We start from the raw sequence: 18,921 nt of genomic DNA, 5'->3' as shown, positions 1-18,921 counted from the left end.
GGCCTAGATGGCGACCAGGTCGCCGTCGTCGACGGGAGTGGCTGCGACCTCGCGGGAGCGGCGCTCCTGCTTGACCGCCCAGACGATGCCGCTCACCCAGAGCACGAACAGCACGGCCGCCAGGGCGAGGACCTGCGTGCCGGACGCACCGAGCGCCTCGGCGATGGTCTTGGTGTTGGTCAGCACGATCAGACCGCCGGCCGCGACGCCGAGGACCCGGGCCGCGAGCTTCTTGACCAGCCACGCGGCGATCGGCGCGGCGATGACGCCACCGGCCAGCAGCGCCGCGGCGTACCCCCACTCGATGCCCTGCGAGCCGAGCGCGAGGATGAAGCCGAGCGAGCCGCCGACCGCGACCACGAACTCCGAGGTGTCGATCGACCCGATCACCTTGCGCGGCTCGAGCCGGCCCGACGACAGCAGCGTGGTGGTGCCGACCGGGCCCCAGCCGCCGCCGCCGATGGCGTCCAGCGCGCCGCCGACGACGCCCATCGGCGCGAGGAAGGCGGCCGACGGACGGGCCTTGAACGTCGGGCGCCGGCCACCGAGGACCAGGAAGCGCCAGATCACGTAGATGCCGAGGCCGAGCAGGATGCCGGCCACCCAGGGCTTGGCGGTCGCGCCGTCGATGTTGGCGAGGAACGTCGCCCCGGCGAAGGCGCCCGCGAAGCCGGGCAGGGCGAGGATCGAGACCGTCCGCCAGTCGACGTTGCCGAGCTTGTGGTGCGAGATCCCGGAGACCAGCGAGGTCCCGATCTCGGAGAAGTGGACCGCGGCCGAGGCGGCGGCCGGGGCCACGCCCGCGGCCAGCAGCAGCGTCGACGAGGTGACGCCGTACGCCATGCCGAGCGAGCCGTCGATCAGCTGCGCCAGCAGGCCGACCACGGCGAGGACGATGAGCTTCCGCATGTTTGCACCCTTGCGTTCACCGGCGGCTGCACCACCGCCGTGCCGGAGTCAACCGACCAGAGAAACTGCTTCACGTTATTTGACCGACCCAGTACAGATTAGCAAGTTACTGATGTCAAACCAACGCGCTCAGGTGACCGGCCCCCTGGCCGATGTTTGCCGTGTTACCGGTGAGTACGTATGATGGAAGTTACCGACGAGTATCAACACGAAGGTGGGGCACGTGAGCCACTACAAGAGCAACATCCGCGACATCGAGTTCAACCTGTTCGAGGTCCTGGGCCGCGACCAGGTGCTCGGCACCGGGCCGTTCGCGGACGTGGACACCGAGACGGCCCGCTCGATCCTCGCCGAGGTCGACCGCCTGGCCCGTGAGGACCTGGCCGAGTCCTTCGTCGACGCGGACCGCAACCCGCCCGTGTTCGACCCGCAGACCAACACCGCGCCGCTGCCGGAGTCGTTCAAGAAGAGCTACCGCGCCTGGATGGACGCCGAGTACTGGCGCCTCAGCACGTTCGCCGACCTCGGCGGCACCCCGGCCCCCTCCACGATCAACTGGGCGATGGGCGAGCTCGTGCTCGGCGCGAACCCGGCGATCTGGATGTACGGCGCGGGCCCGATGTTCGCCGGTGTCCTGCACCGCAACGGCAACGAGCGCGACCGCAAGATCGCCCAGCACGTCGTCGACCAGGGCTGGGTTACCACGATGGTGCTCACCGAGCCCGACGCCGGCTCCGACGTCGGCGCCGGCCGCGCGAAGGCCACGCAGAACGACGACGGCACCTGGAACATCGAGGGCGTCAAGCGCTTCATCACCTCCGCCGAGAGCGACCTCAGCGACCAGATCATCCACATGGTGCTGGCCCGCCCGGTCGGCGTCGAGGGCGCCGGCGGCCCGGGCACGAAGGGCCTCAGCCTCTTCATCGTGCCGAAGTACCACTTCGACCTCGAGACCGGTGAGCTCGGCGCCCGCAACGGCGCCTACGTCACCAACGTCGAGCACAAGATGGGCATCAAGGTCTCCAACACCTGCGAGCTGACGTTCGGCGACCCGGGTGTCGGCGGCGGCGAGCCGGCCGTCGGCTACCTGCTCGGCGAGGTGCACAACGGCATCGCGCAGATGTTCCAGGTCATCGAGAACGCCCGCATGATGGTCGGCACCAAGGCCATCGCGACGCTCTCGACCGGCTACCTCAACGCGCTCGAGTTCGCCAAGGAGCGCGTCCAGGGTGCCGACCTGGCGCAGTCGGCCGACAAGACCGCGCCGCGGGTGACGATCACCCACCACCCGGACGTGCGCCGCTCGCTGATGACCCAGAAGGCGTACGCCGAGGCGATGCGCGCGCTGGTGCTCTACACCGCGTCGTTCCAGGACGACGTGATGATCGCCGAGCACAACGGCGAGCGCAACGAGATGGCTGAGAAGGTCAACGACCTGCTGCTCCCGATCGTGAAGGGCTACGGCTCGGAGCGCTCGTGGACGCTGCTCGGCACCGAGTCGCTGCAGACGTTCGGTGGCTCGGGCTTCCTCACCGAGTACCCCATCGAGCAGTACGTCCGCGACGCGAAGATCGACACCCTCTACGAGGGCACCACCGCGATCCAGGGCCAGGACTTCTTCTTCCGCAAGATCGTCAAGGACCAGGGCGCCGCGCTGGGCCACATCGCGAGCGAGATCCAGGGGTTCCTCGCCAGCGAGGCCGGCAACGGCCGCCTGAAGGTCGAGCGCGAGCTGCTCGCCACGGCCCTCGACGACGCGCAGGCGATCGTCGGCCACATGATCAACGACCTGATGTCCTCGCAGGAGGACACCCGCAACATCTACAAGGTCGGGCTCAACACCACCCGCCTGCTGATGGTGCTCGGCGACGTCGTCTGCTCCTGGCTGCTGCTGCGCCAGGCGGAGGTCGCGCTGGAGAAGCTCGCCGGCGACCCGGGCAAGGACACGGCGTTCTACGAGGGCAAGGTCGCGGCCGCGCAGTTCTTCGCCCAGCAGGTGCTGCCGAAGATCTCGGGCGAGCGTGCCATCGCGGAGTCCACGGACCTCGCGCTGATGGACCTCGACGAGGGCGCGTTCTGAGCTAGGACTCGCTGAGCCAGGACTTGGGGGAACACGGCCCGCCCGGAGCGATCCGGGCGGGTTTCCTCATTTCCACCCGGGGGAAGCCTGCCCCCATGGGTATCGGAATCGGCATCTTCCTCATCGTCCTCGGCCTGATCGGAGTCACCGGAGCCGTCACTCTCCCCGACGCCATCCAGGACAACATCGCCACCGAGACGCTCGGCTGGATCTTCCTCATCGTCGGCATCATCGCGATCGTGCTCGCGTTGGTGATGAACCAGCAGCGCCAGAAGGCGACCTACGTCGAGGAGCGCCGCGTCGACCCCCAGCCTCCGGCGCGCTGACCTACTCCTGCTGAGCCAGCGCGGCGCCGATGACCCGGGCGCCGCGCTCGAACGAGCCCGGGTCGGGTCCGGAGAAGTTGAGGCGCACGTAGGCACCGGCCGGCTCGGCCGGGAACCACTCGTCCCCGGCCGCGATCACCACGCCCTCGCGCTCGCAGTCCAGCCCGAGCCGGCGTACGTCGGTGCCGTCCGGAAGCCGCAGCCAGAGGTTCAACCCACCCGCCGGGAGCGCGAACGCCGCCTGCGGCACGTGCTCGCGGAGCGCGGCCGCGAGCAGGTCGCGCCGCGCGGCGAGCTGCTGGCGCAGGCCACGCACGTGGGTGCGCCACCCCGGTTGGGTCACCACGTCGAGGGCGATCGCCTGCAGCAGCGAGCTCACGTACATCGACTCGGCCTGCGCGGCCGCGAGCAGCCGCTCGCGGGCCGGGCCGCGCGCCACGATGCCGGCCACCCGCACCGACGCCGACACGCTCTTGGTCAGCGAGCGCAGGTAGACCACGTGGCCGCTGTCGTCGCGCGCCGCGAGCGGGACCGGGTCCACGGTGATGCCGAAGTCGTGGGCCCAGTCGTCCTCGACGAGGAAGGCGCCGTGGGCGCGGACGACGTCGAGCACCGCGTCCGCGCGGTCGGCGGCCCAGTGGGCGCCGGTGGGGTTGGCGAAGCTGGGCTGGGCGTAGAACGCGCGCGCCCCGCTCGTCGCGAACGCGCGGTCGAGGTCGTCGGGGTCCGGGCCGTCCGGTCCGCTCGGCACCGGGACCAGCTGCACCCGGGCCTGGGCGGCGGCGCCGATGACGCCCCAGTACGTCGGCGACTCGACCACCAGCGGCCGGCCAGCGCCGACCAGCGCCCGGCAGGCGATGCTCAGCCCGCTCTGGCTGCCGGGAGTGACGATCACGTCGCCCGCGGTCGCGGTGCCGAGGTCGGCGGCGAACCAGGCCTGGAGGTCCGGCAGCCCGGCGGACGGCGGGCGGGACACCACCGCGTCGGTGCGCGCGGCGCGGGCGGTGGCCGCGCGCACCAGGCGCTCGGGCAGCAGGCTGCGGTCCGGGTAGCCGGAGTGCAGCGCGACGACGTCGTTCGGCGTCGTGCGCAGCGACGTCGACAGCTGCGGGCCGCGCTCGGGCGGCGCGCCGAGGGCCGCGGTCTGCCAGCCGTGGTCGTGCGCCCGGACCGCGCGCGCCTCGCGCACGAAGGTGCCGACGCCCGGCCGGCTCTCGACGAGCCCCTGGGCGGTCAGCGCGCGCAGCGCCTTCTGCACCGTGACCGGGCTGACGCCGTGCTCCGCGACCAGCGCCCGGCTCGACGGAAGCCGGGCGCCCGGCGGTGCGTCCGCGATCCACGCCCGTAGGGAGGCGGCGAGCCGCGAACTGCTATCGTCGTTCATGAGCCACAACGATAGCGCTACTCTCCAACGGCCGCTGGTGCTACCGCTGCCCGGCACCGGTGTCTGGTGGGGGCTCCTCGGGGTGCTGGCGTTCTCGTTCACGGTGCCGTTCACGCGGCACGCGGTCGAGGGCGGCCTGTCGCCCCTGTTCGTCGGCTGCGGCCGCGCGGTCGTCGCGGCCGGGCTCGCCGGCGTCGCGCTCGCGGCGACCCGGCAACGCGTCCCGACCCGGCGCCAGTGGGCGCGGCTGGCGGTCGTCGCCGGCGGCGTCGTGGCCGGGTTCCCCGTACTGACGTCGTTCGCGCTGACCTCGGCATCGGCGAGCCACAGCGCGGTCGTGATCGCGCTGCTCCCGGCGGCGACCGCGGTGATGGCGGTCGTGCGCGGGCACGAGCGTCCGCCGACGGCGTTCTGGGTGCTCGCCGGCTGCGGCGCCGCCGCGGCCGTGGCGTTCGCGTCGCTCCAGGGCGCCGGCCTCGGCGGGCTGCACTGGTCGGACGTGCTGCTGTTCGGCGCGGTGCTCGCCGCGGCGGTCGGGTACGCCGAGGGCGGGTTGCTCGCCCGCGAGCTCGGTGCGTGGCAGACCGTCTCCTGGGCGCTCGTGCTGGCCTCCCCGGCGATGACCGTCGGCGCCGTCGCCGCGGCGGTTCACCAGCCGCCGACGGCCGGAGCGAGCGAGTGGGCGGCGTTCGGCTACCTGGCCGCGGTGAGCATGTACCTGGGCTTCTTCGCGTGGTACCACGGGCTCGCGATCGGCCCGATGACCCGGGTGAGCCAGGTCCAGCTCGTGCAGCCGGTGCTCACGATCACCTGGGCGGCCCTGCTGCTCGGTGAGCAGCTCACGTGGTCGACCGTGCTCGGTGGCGCCGCGGTCGTGGCGTGCGCGGGGGCGGCCGTCCGGGTCAGGCTCGACGGAGGGCGCCCCGCGCGGTCCGCCGTACGACGTCGGTGAGCCGCTCGAGCGTCGGGGAGTCGAGCCGCCAGCGCTGCCAGTACAGCGGCACGTCCACGTGCAAGCGGCTGCCCAGCGGCACGAACCGCTCGTCGAGCTGGGGCACCGGGATCATCCCCCAGCCCAGCCCGCGCGCCACCGCCTCGCGGAAGTCGGCGGACGTCGGCACCCGGTGCACGACGGGCGGCTCGGCCACGCCGCGCGCCGCGAGCAGGTCGTGCTGCAGGGTGTCCTTCTCGTTGAAGACCACCACCGGCATCCCCGCCCAGTCCGGACCGCGGCCGCGGCGCCAGCGCTCGGCGAAGTCCGCACTCGCCGACGGCACGTAGCGCAGCAGGCCCAGCAGCTCGACCGAGCAGCCCTGCACCGCCACCGGCTCCGACGTCACCGCGGCGAGCACGCCGCCGCTGCGCAGCTGATCGGCGGAGTAGGCCTGGTCCTCGACGTGGAGCCGCAGGGACACGTCCGACCAGGAGCCGACCTCCTCGAGCACGTCGCGGAACCAGGTGGCGAGCGAGTCGGCGTTCACGGCCACCGGCAGGTCGACGATCCCGAGGTGGCCGTGCGCCAGGGCGTCGCGCACCTCGTCGTGCAGCAGCCGGGTCTGCCGGGCCAGCCGGACCAGCACCTCGCCGGCAGGGGTGGGCCGGCACGGGGAGGTCCGCTGCACCACGACCTGGCCGACCTCGGACTCCAGCGCGCGGATCCGCTGGCTGATCGCCGACGGCGTGACGTTGAGGTGCCGTGCCGCGGCGTCGAACGTGCCGTGGTCGGCGATCGCGGCCAGCGCCGCCAGCTGGGCGGGCACGAGGTCCATGAAGCAATGCTAATGGACCTGCAGAATCATTCGCTGGTCTACAGCATGCTCCCGCCCTAGCGTTGTCGTGTGCTCGACTCGACCGCCGCCGGCCTGCTCACCGGCCTCTCCCTCATCGTCGCCATCGGCGCGCAGAACGCCTATGTGCTGCGGCAGGGCCTGGCGCGAGAGCACGTCGGCCTGGTGGTGGCGATCTGCGCGCTCTCCGACGTCGCGCTGATCGCCGCGGGCGTCGCCGGGATCGGCCGGATCGTCGAGTCGGCACCGTGGGTGATCGACGTGATCCGGTGGCTCGGGGTCGCGTTCCTGACCTGGTACGGCGTGAGCTCGCTGCTGCGGGCGCGGAAGCCGGAGTCGCTGCACGCCGACGACGGGGTGACCGTGAGCCGTCGTGGGGTCGCCGTACGCGCCCTGGCCCTGACCTGGCTGAACCCGCACGTCTACCTCGACACCGTGCTGCTGCTCGGCACGATCGCCAACCAGCACGGCCCGACCGGTCGCTGGTGGTTCGCGGTCGGCGCCTGCGTCGGGAGCGTCGTGTGGTTCTCCGGGCTCGGCTTCGGTGCGCGGTACGCGAGCCGGTGGCTGTCGAGGCCGCGCGCGTGGCAGGTCCTGGACGTGCTGATCGGCCTGACCATGCTGGCGATCGCTGCGAGCCTGGCCTTGTCCTAGGGTGCTGGCCATGAGCGACCAAGAGCTGCTGGCCGGGTACGTCGACGTGTGGTGGCAGGCGATCAACGACTTCACCGGCCTGCTCGAGGAGATCCCGGCCGAGGAGTGGTCGACGCCGACCGACCTGGCCGGGTGGGACGTGCGGGCGGTCGCCTCGCACATCGCGCACCTCGAGTCGATCCTGGCGGGCAGCCCCGAGGAGACCGCCGAGCTCGGGGAGCCGGACCACGTCACCGGCCTGATGGGCATGTACACCGAGATCGGGGTGGTCAACCGCCGCGACGCCAGCCCGGACGCGATCATCAACGAGATCCGGTCGGCCGCGACGGCCCGGCACACCGCGCTGCTCGCCGACCCGCCGACGGACGCGAGCGCCAAGCCGTCACCGATCTTCGGCGGCGTGCCCTGGGACTGGCGAACCCTGCTGCGCAACCGTCCGCTCGACGTGTGGATGCACGAGCAGGACGTGCGCCGCGCGGTCGGCCGTCCGGGCGGGATGGACTCGGCGGCCGCGAAGCACACGGCCGACTACCTCGCCGAGAGCCTCGGCTACGTGCTCGCCAAGCGGGCCGGCGCGGAACCCGGCACGACCGCGGTGCTCGAGGTCGAGGGCAGCCCGGCGATCGCGTACGCGGTCAACGACGCGCACCGGGGGGAGCGGCTCGCCGAGCTCCCGGCCGACCCGACGGTCCGGCTGCGGATGCCCCGGGAGTCGTTCATCCGGCTGGCGGGCGGGCGGTGCGACGCGGAGCCCGGCACCGTCGAGGTGGAGGGCGACGAGGAGCTCGGACAGCGGGTCCTCGACGCGATGGCGACGACCCCGTGACGGCGGCACTCACCTGGACGCCCGCCGAGATCCCCGACCAGTCCGGTCGCACGATCGTCGTCACCGGGCCCACCGTGGGTGGGCTCGGGCACTTCACGGCCCTCGAGCTGGCCCGGCGTGGGGCCCGGGTGGTCCTCGCCGGCCGCACGCCGGCACGGCTCGACGAGACCGTCGCGACGATCCGTGCGGAGGTGCCGTCGGCCTCGCTCGAGACGGTGGTGCTCGACCTGTCGGACCTCTCGTCGGTACGCCGCGCAGCGGCCGAGCTGTCCGGGCTGGGCGCGGTCGACGTGCTCGTCAACAACGCCGGCGTGATGGGCACGCCGTACCACCGCACGGCCGACGGCCTCGAGCTGCAGATGGCCACCAACCACTTCGGGCCGTTCCTGCTCACCGGGCTGCTGCTGCCGCAGCTGGTGGCGAGCGGGGCCGCGCGGGTGGTCACGGTGTCCTCGCAGATGCACCGGATCGCGCGTACGGCGCCGCTCGGCGACCCGCACGTGCAGGCGGGCCGCTACCAGCGCTGGCCGGTGTACGGCGGCAGCAAGCTGGCGAACCTGCTGTTCACCTACGAGCTCGACCGGCGGCTGCGGCGCGCCGAGCTGCCGGTGAAGGCGCTGGCCGCGCACCCGGGGTTCGCGTCGACGCACCTGGCCGCGAACGGGCAGTACGGCCGTTCGACCGGCGGCCGGGCCTCGATCCTGGACGCCGCGATCAAGGCCTTCTCCCCCAACTCCGCGGCCGAGGGCGCCTGGCCGACGCTGATGGCGGCGACCGCCGACCTGCCGGGCGCGACGTACTGCGGGCCGCGCGGGCTCGCCGAGTGGAGCGGGCCGCCCCAGGTGACGACCAGCAACAAGCTGTCCTACGACGAGACGGCGCAGCGGCGGCTCTGGCAGATCAGCCAGGACGTCACCGGTCTCGCCTACCCCTGACCTAAGTCTCGGTCGCACCGACCTCGGTCCGATGTGCCGCCCGCCGCTCGCAGCCAGCATGGAGCCATGCAGGTGTGGCGGTCAGCGGAGCACCGGGTCGAGGCCGACCTGGGGATGCGCCGCGCGGTGCGGTGGTACGTCGGCGACGAGCTCGTCGCCGAGCGGCGCACCACCGACGAGAAGGTGCGGCTGGATGCCGGCACGGACCGGATGGAGGTGCGGTTCTCGACGCTCGGCCAGCCGCGCCGCGCGACGCTGAACGGCGACCTGGACCTGGTGCCCGACCCGGGGTCGGCGGCCGCTGCGCACGAGGAGCGGGTGCGGGCGCACCCGACGCGGTACGCCGCGATCCAGACCGTCGTCGGCGTCGCCAAGGTGGTGCTGCCGATCGTGGCGACCGTGCTGCTGGCGCGGTTCACGCTGCCCCACCTGAGCCTCGGCCTCGATCTGCCGAGCCCGGACCTCCCGGACCTGCCGTCGCTGCCGCTCCCGGACCTGGCGCTGCCGGAGCCGGTGCGCGAGGTCCTGTCGTACGCGAAGTACGTGCTGCCGGTCGTGGTCGCCTTCGCGCTGGCGCGTGCGGAGATCGGGCGGCGCCGTCAGCAGGACGAGAAGCGCGCGGACGACGATCAGCCGCGGTCCTGAACCCCGACGAAGCCGCCGAGCACCGGGACGTAGGCCGTCGCCTCCGGCCCGAGCGCGACCTCGCCGTGGTGGTTGTCCCGCAGGAGGCCGAGGCCGGTGCGGACGGAGAAGACGCTGCGCCCGGTCTCCAGGTCGAGCGCGGTGAGGTACCACGCGTTCACGCCCACCCAGCTGCGCCGCTTCGTGTAGGCGTAGACGAGCCCCGGCTCGGCGGCGACGGCCGGCGCGCCGCTGGGGGCGTCGACGTCCGCGGTCCAGGCGGCCGTGCACTCGCCGTCGCGCACGACCACCCGGGCAACCCCACCCGCGGTGGTGCGGCCGAGGGTGGTCGAGCGGACCCCGGCGTACCCGTGCACGTTCTGCACGATCACCCCCGCGCCGTCGGCCACCAGGCGGTCGGCGGCGCCCTCGTTCTCCTCGAACACCGCCACCCGGCACACCTCGGCGCCGTCGGTGCCGGAGCGGACGACGACGTCGAGCCGCGACGCGGCGTCGTCGGTGGTGGCGACGAGGTCGCCGGGCAGCGCGGCCGGCGTGGCGCTGTGCTCCTGGTCGACGCGCCACACCACCCGCGGGCCAGGGCCGATCCGGTACGCCGCCTCAGCGGTGACGACGTACGCGGCATCGCCGACGACCGTGAGCGGGCGGTCGACCTGCTCGGCGAGGTCGAGGACCCGGGCCGCGCCGTCGTCGACGACGCCGACCCGGCCACCGTCGGTGACGAACCAGCTCCGGCCCTGGGCATCGCCGTCGAGCCCGATGACGCAGTCGTCGTCGGGGATGTCGAGGGCGACCGTGTCGCGGGTGGTGAGGTCGGGGTCGTCGTCGGCGTCCGCGGTCGCGACGACCAGCAGCCGCTGGTCGTGGGTCGCGACGACGGCGCGGTCGCCGACGACGTAGAAGGCCCCCGGGCAGGCGGCGTCCTTGCTGGTGGGCAGCTCCTTGACCGCGAGCTGGTGCAGGTTCCCCCGGTCGACGAGCCGGAGGACCGGGGCACCGTCGCTGCCGCAGAGCGAGACCAGCCGGTCGTGGGAGTCGAGCTCGATCCGGCGGCACGCGTCGACGCCGTACGACCGGGTGCGCACCTCGGGCGACTCGCCGAGCGGTCCGCCCGGCACGCCCTCGAAACCGCTGACCGGACGACCGACGTACCCGGGGCTCGCGAGCACGCCCGCGCCGGGCGCGATCGGTACCCAGCCGTCGGGCACGACGACCGCGAGGCCGGCGAGCGCGAGCACCGCGACGACCCAGGCGCCCACGACGCGGCGGGTGGGCCGCAGCCAGGCACGGACCCGGCGGAAGTAGAGGGCCGCGGCCCCGAGAAGCAGCACGACGGGGCCGAAGGCGAACCACAGGAGACCCACGCCCACCAGGGCGATCGTGCGCGCGAACCTCATCTCGCGGCCGATTCTAGGCGGCGAGCAGACGCTCCCGGCGCGCGACATGCGTGACCGCGACGAGGGTGATCACACCCGAGGCGATGTTGATCCCGAGGGCGAGACCGGCCTTGAGCGGGACGTAGGTCTCGAGCGGCAGCGTGAGCAGCAGCCAGAGCCCGAGCACGGCCTTGGCCAGCCAGAGCCCGGCCCACAGGAGGGTGAGTCCGCGGAACAGCCGGGCGATCCGGGCGCGGGCCGCCAGCTCCTCGTCGACGGGGTAGAAGTCACCGGCGATCTTGGCGGCCAGCGGGCGGCCGGCGAGCAGCGAGGCCAGGAAGGCGGTCGCGAGGACGCCGTCCGAGACGATCGGCTGCAGGAAGTACACGAACGGGTTCGCGGTCGCCACCGCGACGACGGTCCGCCCGGTCAGGACCGCGGTGGTGAGCACGAGCAGCGCCGACGTACGACGCCCGGTGAGCGCGCGCCACGCGAGCGTGCCGTACGACCAGGCGAGGGTCGTCAGGATCGCAACCCACACGCCGGCGACGGCGAAGAGCGTGTAGAAGACGGCGGCGGGCACGAGGCAGCCGATGCTGAGGTTGACCCCGGCGCGGCGCGCGACGGTGCCGACGCAGAGGTGCGGGCGGGCGATCGGCGCGACGATCGGTGCCGGGAGTGCAAGTGCGGTGACGGACATCGGGGGTCCCTACGGTGGATGAACGTAGGTATCCGATCGGCGCGGTCGTAGACGACCTGAGCCCGCGTCAGAGGTACTTCTGGAGCGCCTTCACCGACTCCGTCGGCATCTTCACCGCGATGCCGTCGCCGATCGGGTTGAGCTGCCAGCCGTCCCCGGAGCGGGTGAGCGTGGCCATCACGAGCCCGGTCTCCGGCGCGCCGCCGAGCAGGACGAAGCGCCCCAGCTCGGTGTCCTCGTCGTCGAGCACGCGGCAGTAGGCGTTGCCCACCCACTCGAGCGAGTGGCCCTGGTAGCTCGAGATCAGGATCGCGATCGTGTCGACCTTGGCGTAGACCTTGCTCAGGTCGATGGCGATCAGCTCGTCGTCTCCCTCGCCGGCGCCGGTGAGGTTGTCGCCCTGGTGGACGACCGACCCGTCCCGGGTGGAGAGGTTGTTGTAGAACGCGAGGTCGAAGAGCTCGGTGCCGGTGAACTGCACGGCCGAGGCGTCGAGGTCGATGTCCGGCGCGCCGGAGCCGATGAAGCCGGCCGTGCGCTCGCGGTCCCAGCCGAGGCCGATCCGGATCCGGCCCAGGGGGGTGCCGTCGGGCTTCGCCAGGTCGAGCGCCTGGCCCTTCCGCAGCTCGATCGCCTCGCTCATGGCGCGAGTCTGGCACAGCGCTCCCCGGCTTCCTGTTGGAATACTGGCGGGCATGGCCGACCCGCGCGCAGGACAGCCCGCCGCCCCTTCCGACCTGGTCGACGTCGCCCACCTGGTGACCTCGTACTACACCGGTGTCCCGGATCCGGACGACGTGGACCAGCAGGTCGCGTTCGGCACCAGCGGGCACCGCGGGTCGTCGCTGCGGACCGCCTTCAACGAGACCCACATCCTCGCGACCACCCAGGCGATCTGCGACTACCGGAGGTCCCAGGGGTACGACGGCCCGTTGTTCATGGGCCGTGACACCCACGGGCTGTCGGAGCCGGCCTGGGCGAGCGCGCTCGAGGTGCTGGTCGCCAACGACGTGACGGTGCTCGTCGACGACCGCGACGGCTACACGCCCACACCTGCGGTCTCGCACGCGATCATCCGCGCCAACCTCGGCGGCGGCACCGCCGACGGCATCGTGGTCACCCCGTCGCACAACCCGCCGTCCGACGGCGGCTTCAAGTACAACCCGCCGCACGGCGGGCCGGCCGACACCGACGCCACGTCGGTGATCGCCGCCCGCGCCAACGAGCTGATCCGCGGCGGGCTGGCGGAGGTGCGCCGGGTGCCCTTCGCCCGGGCCCGCGCCGCGGCGGCGCCGTACGACTTCCTGGGGACGTACGTCGACGACCTGCCGAATGTGGTCGACATCGACGCGATCCGGTCGGCGGGCGTGCGGATCGGCGCGGACCCGCTGGGCGGGGCGTCGGTGGCGTACTGGGGCGAGATCGCCGAGCGGCACGGCCTCGACCTGACGGTGGTCAACCCGCTGGTCGACCCCACCTGGCGGTTCATGACGCTCGACTGGGACGGCAAGATCCGGATGGACTGCTCGTCGCCGTCGGCGATGGCGTCGCTGATCGCGCAGCGGGAGAAGTACGACATCGCGACCGGCAACGACGCCGACTCCGACCGGCACGGCATCGTCACGCCGGACGCCGGCCTGATGAACCCGAACCACTTCCTGGCGGTGGCGATCGAGTACCTCTTCGGCGGCGCCCGGCCGGGCTGGCCCGCGGGCGCCCGGATCGGCAAGACGCTGGTGTCGTCGTCGATGATCGACCGGGTCGCCGCGGCGCTGGGCAAGGAGCTGGTCGAGGTGCCGGTCGGGTTCAAGTGGTTCGTGCCCGGGCTGATCGACGGCTCGTTCGGCTTCGGTGGCGAGGAGTCCGCTGGCGCGTCGTTCCTCCGCCGCGACGGGTCGGCATGGACCACCGACAAGGACGGCATCATCCTGGCGCTGCTGGCCTCCGAGATCCTGGCGGTGACGGGGACGTCGCCGTCCGCTCGGTACGCCGCGCTGGTCGCGGCGCACGGGGAGCCGGCGTACGCCCGCATCGACGCGGCCGCCTCGCGCGAGGAGAAGGCGAAGCTCGCCGCGCTGTCGCCGTCGGACGTGACCGCGACGTCGCTGGCGGGCGAGGAGATCACCGCGAAGCTGACCGAGGCGCCGGGGAACGGCGCGAAGATCGGCGGGCTGAAGGTGACGACGGAGTCCGCGTGGTTTGCCGCGCGTCCGTCCGGGACAGAGGACGTCTACAAGATCTACGCCGAGTCGTTCCGCGGCCCCGAGCACCTCGAGCAGGTGCAGGAGGAGGCGCGGGCGGTCGTCGGCGCGGCACTCGGGAGCTGAAGGGCGGACATGTTCAAGAGCGCGGAGGAGAAGGAGGCCGAGCGCCGCGAGCGCGAGGCCGAGGCGGCCCGGGAGGCCGAACGGGCTCGGCAGGAGGAGGAGGCGCGCAAGCACGCCGAGTGGCTGGCGTCACCGGTCGGCGCCGCGACGGCGGCGAAGGAGGCCGGTGAGGCGTTCCTCGAGCTCCAGATCCCGGTGGGCGGCCACATCGGCCAGGCGTCCTGGGGCATGGCGAGCGGGCAGCGCTCGGCGACCAGCTCGGCGGGTGTGCTCGCCTCGATCGAGGACGTCGGCTGGCGGCTCGAGCACGCGAGCTACTTCTTCATGGTGACCGCGGAGAGCAGCTCCGAGGGTCCGTTCTCGGGACAGCAGACCGCCGTCTCCGGCGTGACCATGGGGGTCTACCTGTTCCGCAGCGCCGACTGAGGGGACGCCGCGGTCGGCGGTCCCTGACGTTCCCGGTGTCGAGGGCGCAACATGTGCCCGGGAACGTCAGGGAGCATCCGCACTCAGGCCTGGGCGGCCTGGCACATCTCGAGGCGATCCTGCGCCTTGGCGACCCGCTGCGCCTGCGCCTTCTTCGCCTTCTTGGTCTCCGGCGTGGGGTTCGCCTGCCACTTCTCCGTCAGCTTGGCGAGCTTGGCGCTGGCCTTGTCGTACTGGGTCTGCTGCTGGGCGCAGGGCTCCGGGGCCGCGTCGTCGGCGTGGGCCGGCGCGACCGCGCCGAGACCGCCGAGGGCGAGGGTGGCGACGAAGCCGGCAGCAGTGGTGCGGATGATGCTCATGGGTTCCTCCCGAAACACGTGGATACAGACACCACCGACCTGTCGCGAGGAGGCGCGAGCGTTACACCGGGAGGATCAGAGGTGGTCGGGGACGATCAGCGCGTCCGGGTCCTGGCGGGGCGGGAGGCACTCCAGGGCGAGCTTCACGAGCGCGACGCGCGCGGTGAGCAGCGCCTTGCGGCGCAGCCCCTTCTCGCTGCCGAGGCGCTCCTCGACGGTGGTGGTGATCTGCTCGTCGGTGAACGCCGGCCGGGTGCCCGGCTCGACCTCCACGTCGGGCAGCGCGACGAGCACCGGCAGCAGCTGGTCGCCGAGACCGTCGAGCACCTTGAAGCGCTCGTAGCGCCCGAGCGACTCCCACAGCTCGTCCGGCGTACGCCGGCCCTTGCGGACCTGCTTGTCCTGCACGGCCAGCACGTTCTTGGCGACGCCGGTCAGGGCGAGCGTCAGCTCGTGCTCGGTGAACCTCATGGGGACATCTTCTCGATGTCGGGCAGCCCGCTGGGATAGTCCCTCACGTTTTGGTCGTTCTCACCGGCGTGTCGGCAGCCAAAACGTTAGGGACTATCGCCGCGATGCGTCAGGCGGCGGGGGCGGCAGCCTTGGCCTGCTCGACGCGGCGCGCCTGCTGCTGCAGCCGGGCGGCGGCGGCGCGGCGGACCTTCGGGCCCTTGGTGCTCATCGCCCAGAGCAGCTTGGTCTGCTCCGGCAGGTTCTTGAGGTTCGTGGTGGCCAGCCAGCCGTTGGGGAGCGAGAGGCGGACGACCTTGTGCCAGGCGGAGCCGACCTGCTGCGGCAGCGGCGCCTGGTGGTAGTTCAGGTCGTACTTCTCGAACAGCGCCTGCACCCGCGGGGCGACCTCGGCGTACCGGTTGGACGGGAGGTCGGGGAACAGGTGGTGCTCGATCTGGTGCGACAGGTTGCCGGTCATGATGTGCATCGCCTTGGAGCCCGAGATGTTGGCGGAGCCGAGCATCTGCCGGACGTACCACTCACCGCGGGTCTCGTTCTCCGGGATGGCCTTCTTCTCGAAGGTCTCGACGCCCTCAGGGAAGTGGCCGCACATGATCACCGAGTGCGACCAGATGTTGCGCACGAGGTTCGCGGTGAAGTTCGCGGCGAGCGTCGGGAGGAACGAGCCGGTCGGGATCGACAGCGCCGGGTGGACGACGTAGTCCTTGGTGGCCTGCTTGCGGATCTTCTTCAGCGTCTTGGAGAGGTTCGTCTTGAACTGCTCGCTGCGCTTCTCCTTCGGGATCCGCAGGTTGCGGCCGAGCTCGAGGTCGTACGCCGCGATGCCGTACTCGAAGAAGCAGGCGTTGATGAAGTTCCAGAGCGGCTGCGCGAGGTACATCGGGTGCCAGCGCTGGTCCTCGTCGACGCGCATGATGCCGTAGCCGAGGTCGTTGTCCTTGCCGACGATGTTCGTGAAGTTGTGGTGGATCTCGTTGTGCGCGTGCTTCCAGCCGTCGGCGGTGGAGGCGTTGTCCCACTCCCACGTGGTCGAGTGGATCTTCGGGTCACGCATCCAGTCCCACTGGCCGTGCATGACGTTGTGCCCGATCTCCATGTTCTCCAGGATCTTGGCGACCGACAGCCCGATCGTGCCGACGATCCACGCCGGCGGCAGCGACGAGAACAGCAGCACCGCGCGCGAGGCCAGCTCGAGGCGGCGCTGCACGTCGACGACCTTGTGGATGTACGCCGCATCCTTGGCGCCGCGCGAGTCGAGGACGTCCTGGCGGATCGCGTCGAGCTCGATGCCGATCTGCTCGAAGTCCTCGGGCGTGAGGTGCGCGGTGGGGTTGACGGGCTTCTTCGTGATGGCGGTCATCGGGAGCGGGCTCCTTCGTCGATGTGGCAGGCACCAGCGGCGGCGCTGATGCAGGTCTGGATCGGGACGCCGCCGGGCCCGGTCTCCCCGGGGACGGCGACGGTGAGCGCGCCGTTGCGCAGGTCGCGCACGGCACCCTCCTTCAGGGGGATCACGCAGCCCATGCAGATGCCCATCCGGCAGCCGCTGGGCATGAGGACACCGGCGTTCTCGGCGGCGTCGAGGATCGGGGTGGAGCCGTCGGCCTCGACGGTCGCGCCGCTCGCGAACGAGACGGTGCCGCCTTCACCGGCCACGATCGTGGTCGGCCGGAAGCGCTCGACGTTCAGCGTGAGGTCGCGCGCGGCGTAGTGCTCCTCGAGCGCGTCGAGCAGCCCCGCCGGCCCGCAGGCGTACGACGTCCGCTCGGCCAGGTCGGGGACGATGGCGTCGAGCTCGGCCACGTCGAGCATGCCGTGGACGTCGGTGTGCAGCTCGATCAGGCGGATCAGCCCGCGGGCGGCGTACCCGCGCAGCTCCGGCCCGAAGATCACGGCGTCGCGGGTCAGCGCGGAGTGCAGCAGCACGATGTCGCCGGCGTACGGCTCGGTGCGCGAGAACAGGTTGCGCAGCATCCCGATGACCGGCGTGATGCCGGACCCGGCGGTGACCAGCAGCAGCTTCGGGGGGATCGGCAGCGGCAGCACGAACTCGCCCTGCGCCTGCGCGAGCTGCAGCATGTCTCCGGGCTTGGCGTGGTGGACGAGGTGATTGGAGACCACGCCGCCCGGGATCGCCTTGACGGTGATGCTGATGCAGCGGTCGGCGCGCGGGCCGTGGGTGAGGGAGTAGGTGCGCCACAGGCGGACCCCGTCGACCTCGGCGCCGACCCGGACGTACTGCCCGGGCAGGTGGCCGGCCCAGTCGCGGCCCGGCTTGACCAGCAGGGTCGCGGACTCGGTGGTCTCGGGGCGGACCTCGACGATCCGGCCGCGCAGGTCGGTGCCGCCGCGCAGCGGGTGGAAGTGGTCCAGCACGTCGTCGAGCGTGAGCGGCGTGACCGCGGCCTCCGCGACCTTGCGCAGGCTGGCCCGCAAGGACCACCCGGAGCGGGCGGAGCCAGATGAGACGGTGATGCTCATGCTTCCCAGTGTGCTGCTCCTGCGGCGTAAGATCATGACCGCCCGATGTGAAGACTCAGGTCACATTTGTTCGCAGGAGACAAAATGGCGATGGATCTCGCGGCCGCGCTGGAGGCCATGCACGCCCAGCTCCCGACCCTGGCCGACGACGTCGTCGCCGCGATCGTCGACGAGGTGCCCAGCTACCGCGACGCGTTCTCGGGCCCGATGGGCGAGACCATCAGCAACGCGGTCGAGCTCGCGCTCGGGGGCTTCCTCACCCTCGCCAGCCGGGGCCGTACGGCGGACCTGAGCTCCGCGCCGGCCGTCGAGGGCTCCTACCAGCTCGGCCGCGGCGAGGCCCGTAGCGGCCGCACCACGGACGCGCTGCTCTCGGCGTACCGCATCGGCGCCCGCGTGGCGTGGCGCGAGCTGTCCAGCACCGCGGTCGCCCACGGGCTCGGCGCCGAGGTGCTCGCCGACTTCGCCGAGCTCGTCTTCGCCTACATCGACGAGCAGTCCGCGGCCGCGGTCGCCGGCCACACCGACGAGCTCGCCACCACCGGCCGGGTGCGGCAGCGGCTGCTCGAACGGATCGCGCACCACCTGCTCCGCGGCTCGCCCGTCGACCAGGTCGCGGCCGCGGCCGAGCGCGCCGCCTGGACCCCGCCCAGCACGCTCACCGCCGTGCTGCTGCCCGAGTCGCAGGTGCGGCAGGTGCTCGCCCGGGTCTCGCCGGCGACGCTGACCGTCGTCGACCCGCCCGAGCTCGAGGACGGCGCGCTGCTGCTGGTGCCCGACGCGCACGCCCACCGCCGGGCCTCGCTGCTGCGGGTCCTCGCCGACCGCGGTGGCCTCGCCGGCCCCGCGCGACCCTGGCTGGAGGTGCGGGCGTCGTACGACCGGGCGCTGCGGGCGCGGGCCGCCGGATTCGAGCTCGACACCGAGACCCACCTCGTGGAGCTCGTGCTCGACGCCGACCGCTCCGCGCGCGACGACCTGCGCGCGAAGCTGCTCGCCCCGCTCGCGGACCTGCGTCCCGGCACCGCCGAGAAGCTCGCCGACACGCTGCGCGCCTGGCTGCTGCACCAGGGCCGCCGCGACGACGTGGCCGCGGCGCTGTTCGTGCACCCCCAGACCGTGCGCTACCGGATGGGGCAGCTGCGCGAGCGGTACGGCGACCGGCTCGACGACCCCGAGACGGTGCTCGCGCTGACGGTCGCGCTGGGCTGAGCCGACGTGTGGCCCCGGCC

General features: G+C 72.5%; 20 protein-coding genes. 10 read left to right on the top strand and 10 right to left on the bottom strand.

The features are described 5' to 3' along the window. Positions 1-3: 3 nt before the first annotated feature. The gene (locus tag ABD875_RS13165; protein ID WP_345177480.1) at positions 4-909 is read right to left on the bottom strand and encodes a sulfite exporter TauE/SafE family protein; all 906 of its coding nucleotides are present in this window, start codon (positions 907-909) and stop codon (positions 4-6) included. 223 nt (positions 910-1,132) lie between these two features. Between ABD875_RS13165 and ABD875_RS13160 the strand changes: the two genes are divergently transcribed. Beyond that, on the top strand, positions 1,133-2,989 hold the full coding sequence (locus tag ABD875_RS13160) for an acyl-CoA dehydrogenase (RefSeq protein WP_345177477.1): 1,857 nt from the start codon (positions 1,133-1,135) through the stop codon (positions 2,987-2,989). A gap of 95 nt (positions 2,990-3,084) precedes the next feature. Then, positions 3,085-3,315, top strand: coding sequence for a DUF6458 family protein (locus ABD875_RS13155; RefSeq protein ID WP_345177474.1), 231 nt, complete (start codon positions 3,085-3,087; stop codon positions 3,313-3,315). Position 3,316: 1 nt separating this feature from the next. On the opposite strand, the gene ABD875_RS13150 is transcribed toward ABD875_RS13155, so the two are convergent. Further along, positions 3,317-4,699: an aminotransferase-like domain-containing protein gene (locus ABD875_RS13150; RefSeq protein WP_345177472.1), complete on the bottom strand. Its 1,383-nt coding sequence runs from the start codon at positions 4,697-4,699 to the stop codon at positions 3,317-3,319. A gap of 37 nt (positions 4,700-4,736) precedes the next feature. Here ABD875_RS13150 and ABD875_RS13145 point away from each other — a divergent pair, with 37 nt between their 5' ends. Further along, complete coding sequence (locus tag ABD875_RS13145) at positions 4,737-5,651, top strand: DMT family transporter (RefSeq protein ID WP_345177469.1); 915 nt, start codon at positions 4,737-4,739, stop codon at positions 5,649-5,651. Here the strand turns inward: ABD875_RS13145 and ABD875_RS13140 are convergent. Next, positions 5,602-6,468 (bottom strand): LysR family transcriptional regulator ArgP, encoded by an 867-nt coding sequence (locus ABD875_RS13140; protein ID WP_345177467.1) that lies wholly within the window; start codon positions 6,466-6,468, stop codon positions 5,602-5,604. The genes ABD875_RS13145 and ABD875_RS13140 overlap by 50 nt on opposite strands. Before the next feature lie 69 nt (positions 6,469-6,537). Here ABD875_RS13140 and ABD875_RS13135 point away from each other — a divergent pair, with 69 nt between their 5' ends. The 4 genes from ABD875_RS13135 (at position 6,538) to ABD875_RS13120 (ending at position 9,546) form a co-directional block, all read left to right on the top strand. Next, entirely contained in the window at positions 6,538-7,140 is a 603-nt protein-coding gene (locus tag ABD875_RS13135) for a LysE/ArgO family amino acid transporter (protein WP_345177464.1), read from the top strand. A 10-nt stretch (positions 7,141-7,150) separates the two neighbouring features. Continuing rightward, a complete protein-coding gene (locus tag ABD875_RS13130; RefSeq protein ID WP_345177461.1) occupies positions 7,151-7,966 on the top strand; it encodes a maleylpyruvate isomerase family mycothiol-dependent enzyme in 816 nt (271 codons plus the stop codon). Beyond that, positions 7,963-8,901, top strand: coding sequence for an oxidoreductase (locus tag ABD875_RS13125; protein WP_345177458.1), 939 nt, complete (start codon positions 7,963-7,965; stop codon positions 8,899-8,901). The genes ABD875_RS13130 and ABD875_RS13125 overlap by 4 nt, the downstream gene beginning before the upstream one ends. Before the next feature lie 66 nt (positions 8,902-8,967). Continuing rightward, positions 8,968-9,546, top strand: coding sequence for a hypothetical protein (locus ABD875_RS13120; protein WP_345177456.1), 579 nt, complete (start codon positions 8,968-8,970; stop codon positions 9,544-9,546). Here ABD875_RS13120 and ABD875_RS13115 read toward each other — a convergent pair. The 3 genes from ABD875_RS13115 to ABD875_RS13105 form a co-directional block, all read right to left on the bottom strand. Further along, positions 9,531-10,943 (bottom strand): hypothetical protein, encoded by a 1,413-nt coding sequence (locus ABD875_RS13115; protein WP_345177453.1) that lies wholly within the window; start codon positions 10,941-10,943, stop codon positions 9,531-9,533. The two genes, ABD875_RS13120 and ABD875_RS13115, sit on opposite strands and share 16 nt — an antisense overlap. A 13-nt stretch (positions 10,944-10,956) precedes the next feature. Next, entirely contained in the window at positions 10,957-11,622 is a 666-nt protein-coding gene (locus ABD875_RS13110; RefSeq protein WP_345177452.1) for a VC0807 family protein, read from the bottom strand. Positions 11,623-11,689: 67 nt separating this feature from the next. Then, positions 11,690-12,265, bottom strand: a complete 576-nt coding sequence (locus ABD875_RS13105) for a TerD family protein (RefSeq protein ID WP_345177448.1) — start codon at positions 12,263-12,265, stop codon at positions 11,690-11,692. Positions 12,266-12,317: 52 nt separating this feature from the next. On the opposite strand from ABD875_RS13105, the gene pgm reads away from it, so the two are divergent. Both pgm and ABD875_RS13095 read left to right on the top strand, forming a co-directional pair. Next, positions 12,318-13,949 (top strand): phosphoglucomutase (alpha-D-glucose-1,6-bisphosphate-dependent), encoded by a 1,632-nt coding sequence (pgm, locus tag ABD875_RS13100; protein WP_345177444.1) that lies wholly within the window; start codon positions 12,318-12,320, stop codon positions 13,947-13,949. Positions 13,950-13,958: 9 nt separating this feature from the next. Further along, complete coding sequence (locus tag ABD875_RS13095; protein ID WP_345177441.1) at positions 13,959-14,375, top strand: hypothetical protein; 417 nt, start codon at positions 13,959-13,961, stop codon at positions 14,373-14,375. 83 nt (positions 14,376-14,458) lie between these two features. On the opposite strand, the gene ABD875_RS13090 is transcribed toward ABD875_RS13095, so the two are convergent. From ABD875_RS13090 to ABD875_RS13075, 4 genes are all read right to left on the bottom strand, one after another. Then, positions 14,459-14,734: a hypothetical protein gene (locus tag ABD875_RS13090; RefSeq protein ID WP_345177439.1), complete on the bottom strand. Its 276-nt coding sequence runs from the start codon at positions 14,732-14,734 to the stop codon at positions 14,459-14,461. A 75-nt stretch (positions 14,735-14,809) separates the two neighbouring features. Then, positions 14,810-15,205 carry a hypothetical protein gene (locus ABD875_RS13085; protein WP_345177435.1) on the bottom strand — a complete coding sequence of 132 codons (396 nt, stop codon included), beginning with the start codon at positions 15,203-15,205 and terminating at the stop codon, positions 14,810-14,812. Between the two features lie 109 nt (positions 15,206-15,314). Continuing rightward, on the bottom strand, positions 15,315-16,568 hold the full coding sequence (locus tag ABD875_RS13080) for a fatty acid desaturase family protein (protein WP_345177431.1): 1,254 nt from the start codon (positions 16,566-16,568) through the stop codon (positions 15,315-15,317). Further along, positions 16,565-17,689, bottom strand: coding sequence for a ferredoxin reductase (locus ABD875_RS13075; RefSeq protein WP_345177428.1), 1,125 nt, complete (start codon positions 17,687-17,689; stop codon positions 16,565-16,567). Before ABD875_RS13075 ends, ABD875_RS13080 begins: the two co-directional genes overlap by 4 nt. Before the next feature lie 84 nt (positions 17,690-17,773). Here ABD875_RS13075 and ABD875_RS13070 point away from each other — a divergent pair, with 84 nt between their 5' ends. Then, positions 17,774-18,901, top strand: a complete 1,128-nt coding sequence (locus ABD875_RS13070) for a PucR family transcriptional regulator (RefSeq protein WP_345177425.1) — start codon at positions 17,774-17,776, stop codon at positions 18,899-18,901. Positions 18,902-18,921 lie beyond the last annotated feature (20 nt).

Source organism: Nocardioides caricicola (genome assembly GCF_039541135.1).
Taxonomy (GTDB): Bacteria; Actinomycetota; Actinomycetes; order Propionibacteriales; family Nocardioidaceae; genus Nocardioides; species Nocardioides caricicola.
This window is presented reverse-complemented; position numbering and strand designations above follow the sequence as displayed.

What these genes read in the sequence shown, in the direction of transcription:
- ABD875_RS13165 (WP_345177480.1), bottom strand. Translation starts at nt 909, where the DNA reads ATGCGGAAGCTCATCGTCCTCGCCGTGGTCGGCCTGCTGGCGCAGCTG.
- ABD875_RS13155 (WP_345177474.1), top strand. Translation starts at nt 3,085, where the DNA reads ATGGGTATCGGAATCGGCATCTTCCTCATCGTCCTCGGCCTGATCGGA.
- ABD875_RS13150 (WP_345177472.1), bottom strand. Translation starts at nt 4,699, where the DNA reads ATGAACGACGATAGCAGTTCGCGGCTCGCCGCCTCCCTACGGGCGTGG.
- ABD875_RS13140 (WP_345177467.1), bottom strand. Translation starts at nt 6,468, where the DNA reads ATGGACCTCGTGCCCGCCCAGCTGGCGGCGCTGGCCGCGATCGCCGAC.
- ABD875_RS13130 (WP_345177461.1), top strand. Translation starts at nt 7,151, where the DNA reads ATGAGCGACCAAGAGCTGCTGGCCGGGTACGTCGACGTGTGGTGGCAG.
- ABD875_RS13120 (WP_345177456.1), top strand. Translation starts at nt 8,968, where the DNA reads ATGCAGGTGTGGCGGTCAGCGGAGCACCGGGTCGAGGCCGACCTGGGG.
- ABD875_RS13115 (WP_345177453.1), bottom strand. Translation starts at nt 10,943, where the DNA reads ATGAGGTTCGCGCGCACGATCGCCCTGGTGGGCGTGGGTCTCCTGTGG.
- ABD875_RS13110 (WP_345177452.1), bottom strand. Translation starts at nt 11,622, where the DNA reads ATGTCCGTCACCGCACTTGCACTCCCGGCACCGATCGTCGCGCCGATC.
- ABD875_RS13105 (WP_345177448.1), bottom strand. Translation starts at nt 12,265, where the DNA reads ATGAGCGAGGCGATCGAGCTGCGGAAGGGCCAGGCGCTCGACCTGGCG.
- pgm (WP_345177444.1), top strand. Translation starts at nt 12,318, where the DNA reads ATGGCCGACCCGCGCGCAGGACAGCCCGCCGCCCCTTCCGACCTGGTC.
- ABD875_RS13095 (WP_345177441.1), top strand. Translation starts at nt 13,959, where the DNA reads ATGTTCAAGAGCGCGGAGGAGAAGGAGGCCGAGCGCCGCGAGCGCGAG.
- ABD875_RS13090 (WP_345177439.1), bottom strand. Translation starts at nt 14,734, where the DNA reads ATGAGCATCATCCGCACCACTGCTGCCGGCTTCGTCGCCACCCTCGCC.
- ABD875_RS13085 (WP_345177435.1), bottom strand. Translation starts at nt 15,205, where the DNA reads ATGAGGTTCACCGAGCACGAGCTGACGCTCGCCCTGACCGGCGTCGCC.
- ABD875_RS13080 (WP_345177431.1), bottom strand. Translation starts at nt 16,568, where the DNA reads ATGACCGCCATCACGAAGAAGCCCGTCAACCCCACCGCGCACCTCACG.
- ABD875_RS13075 (WP_345177428.1), bottom strand. Translation starts at nt 17,689, where the DNA reads ATGAGCATCACCGTCTCATCTGGCTCCGCCCGCTCCGGGTGGTCCTTG.
- ABD875_RS13070 (WP_345177425.1), top strand. Translation starts at nt 17,774, where the DNA reads ATGGCGATGGATCTCGCGGCCGCGCTGGAGGCCATGCACGCCCAGCTC.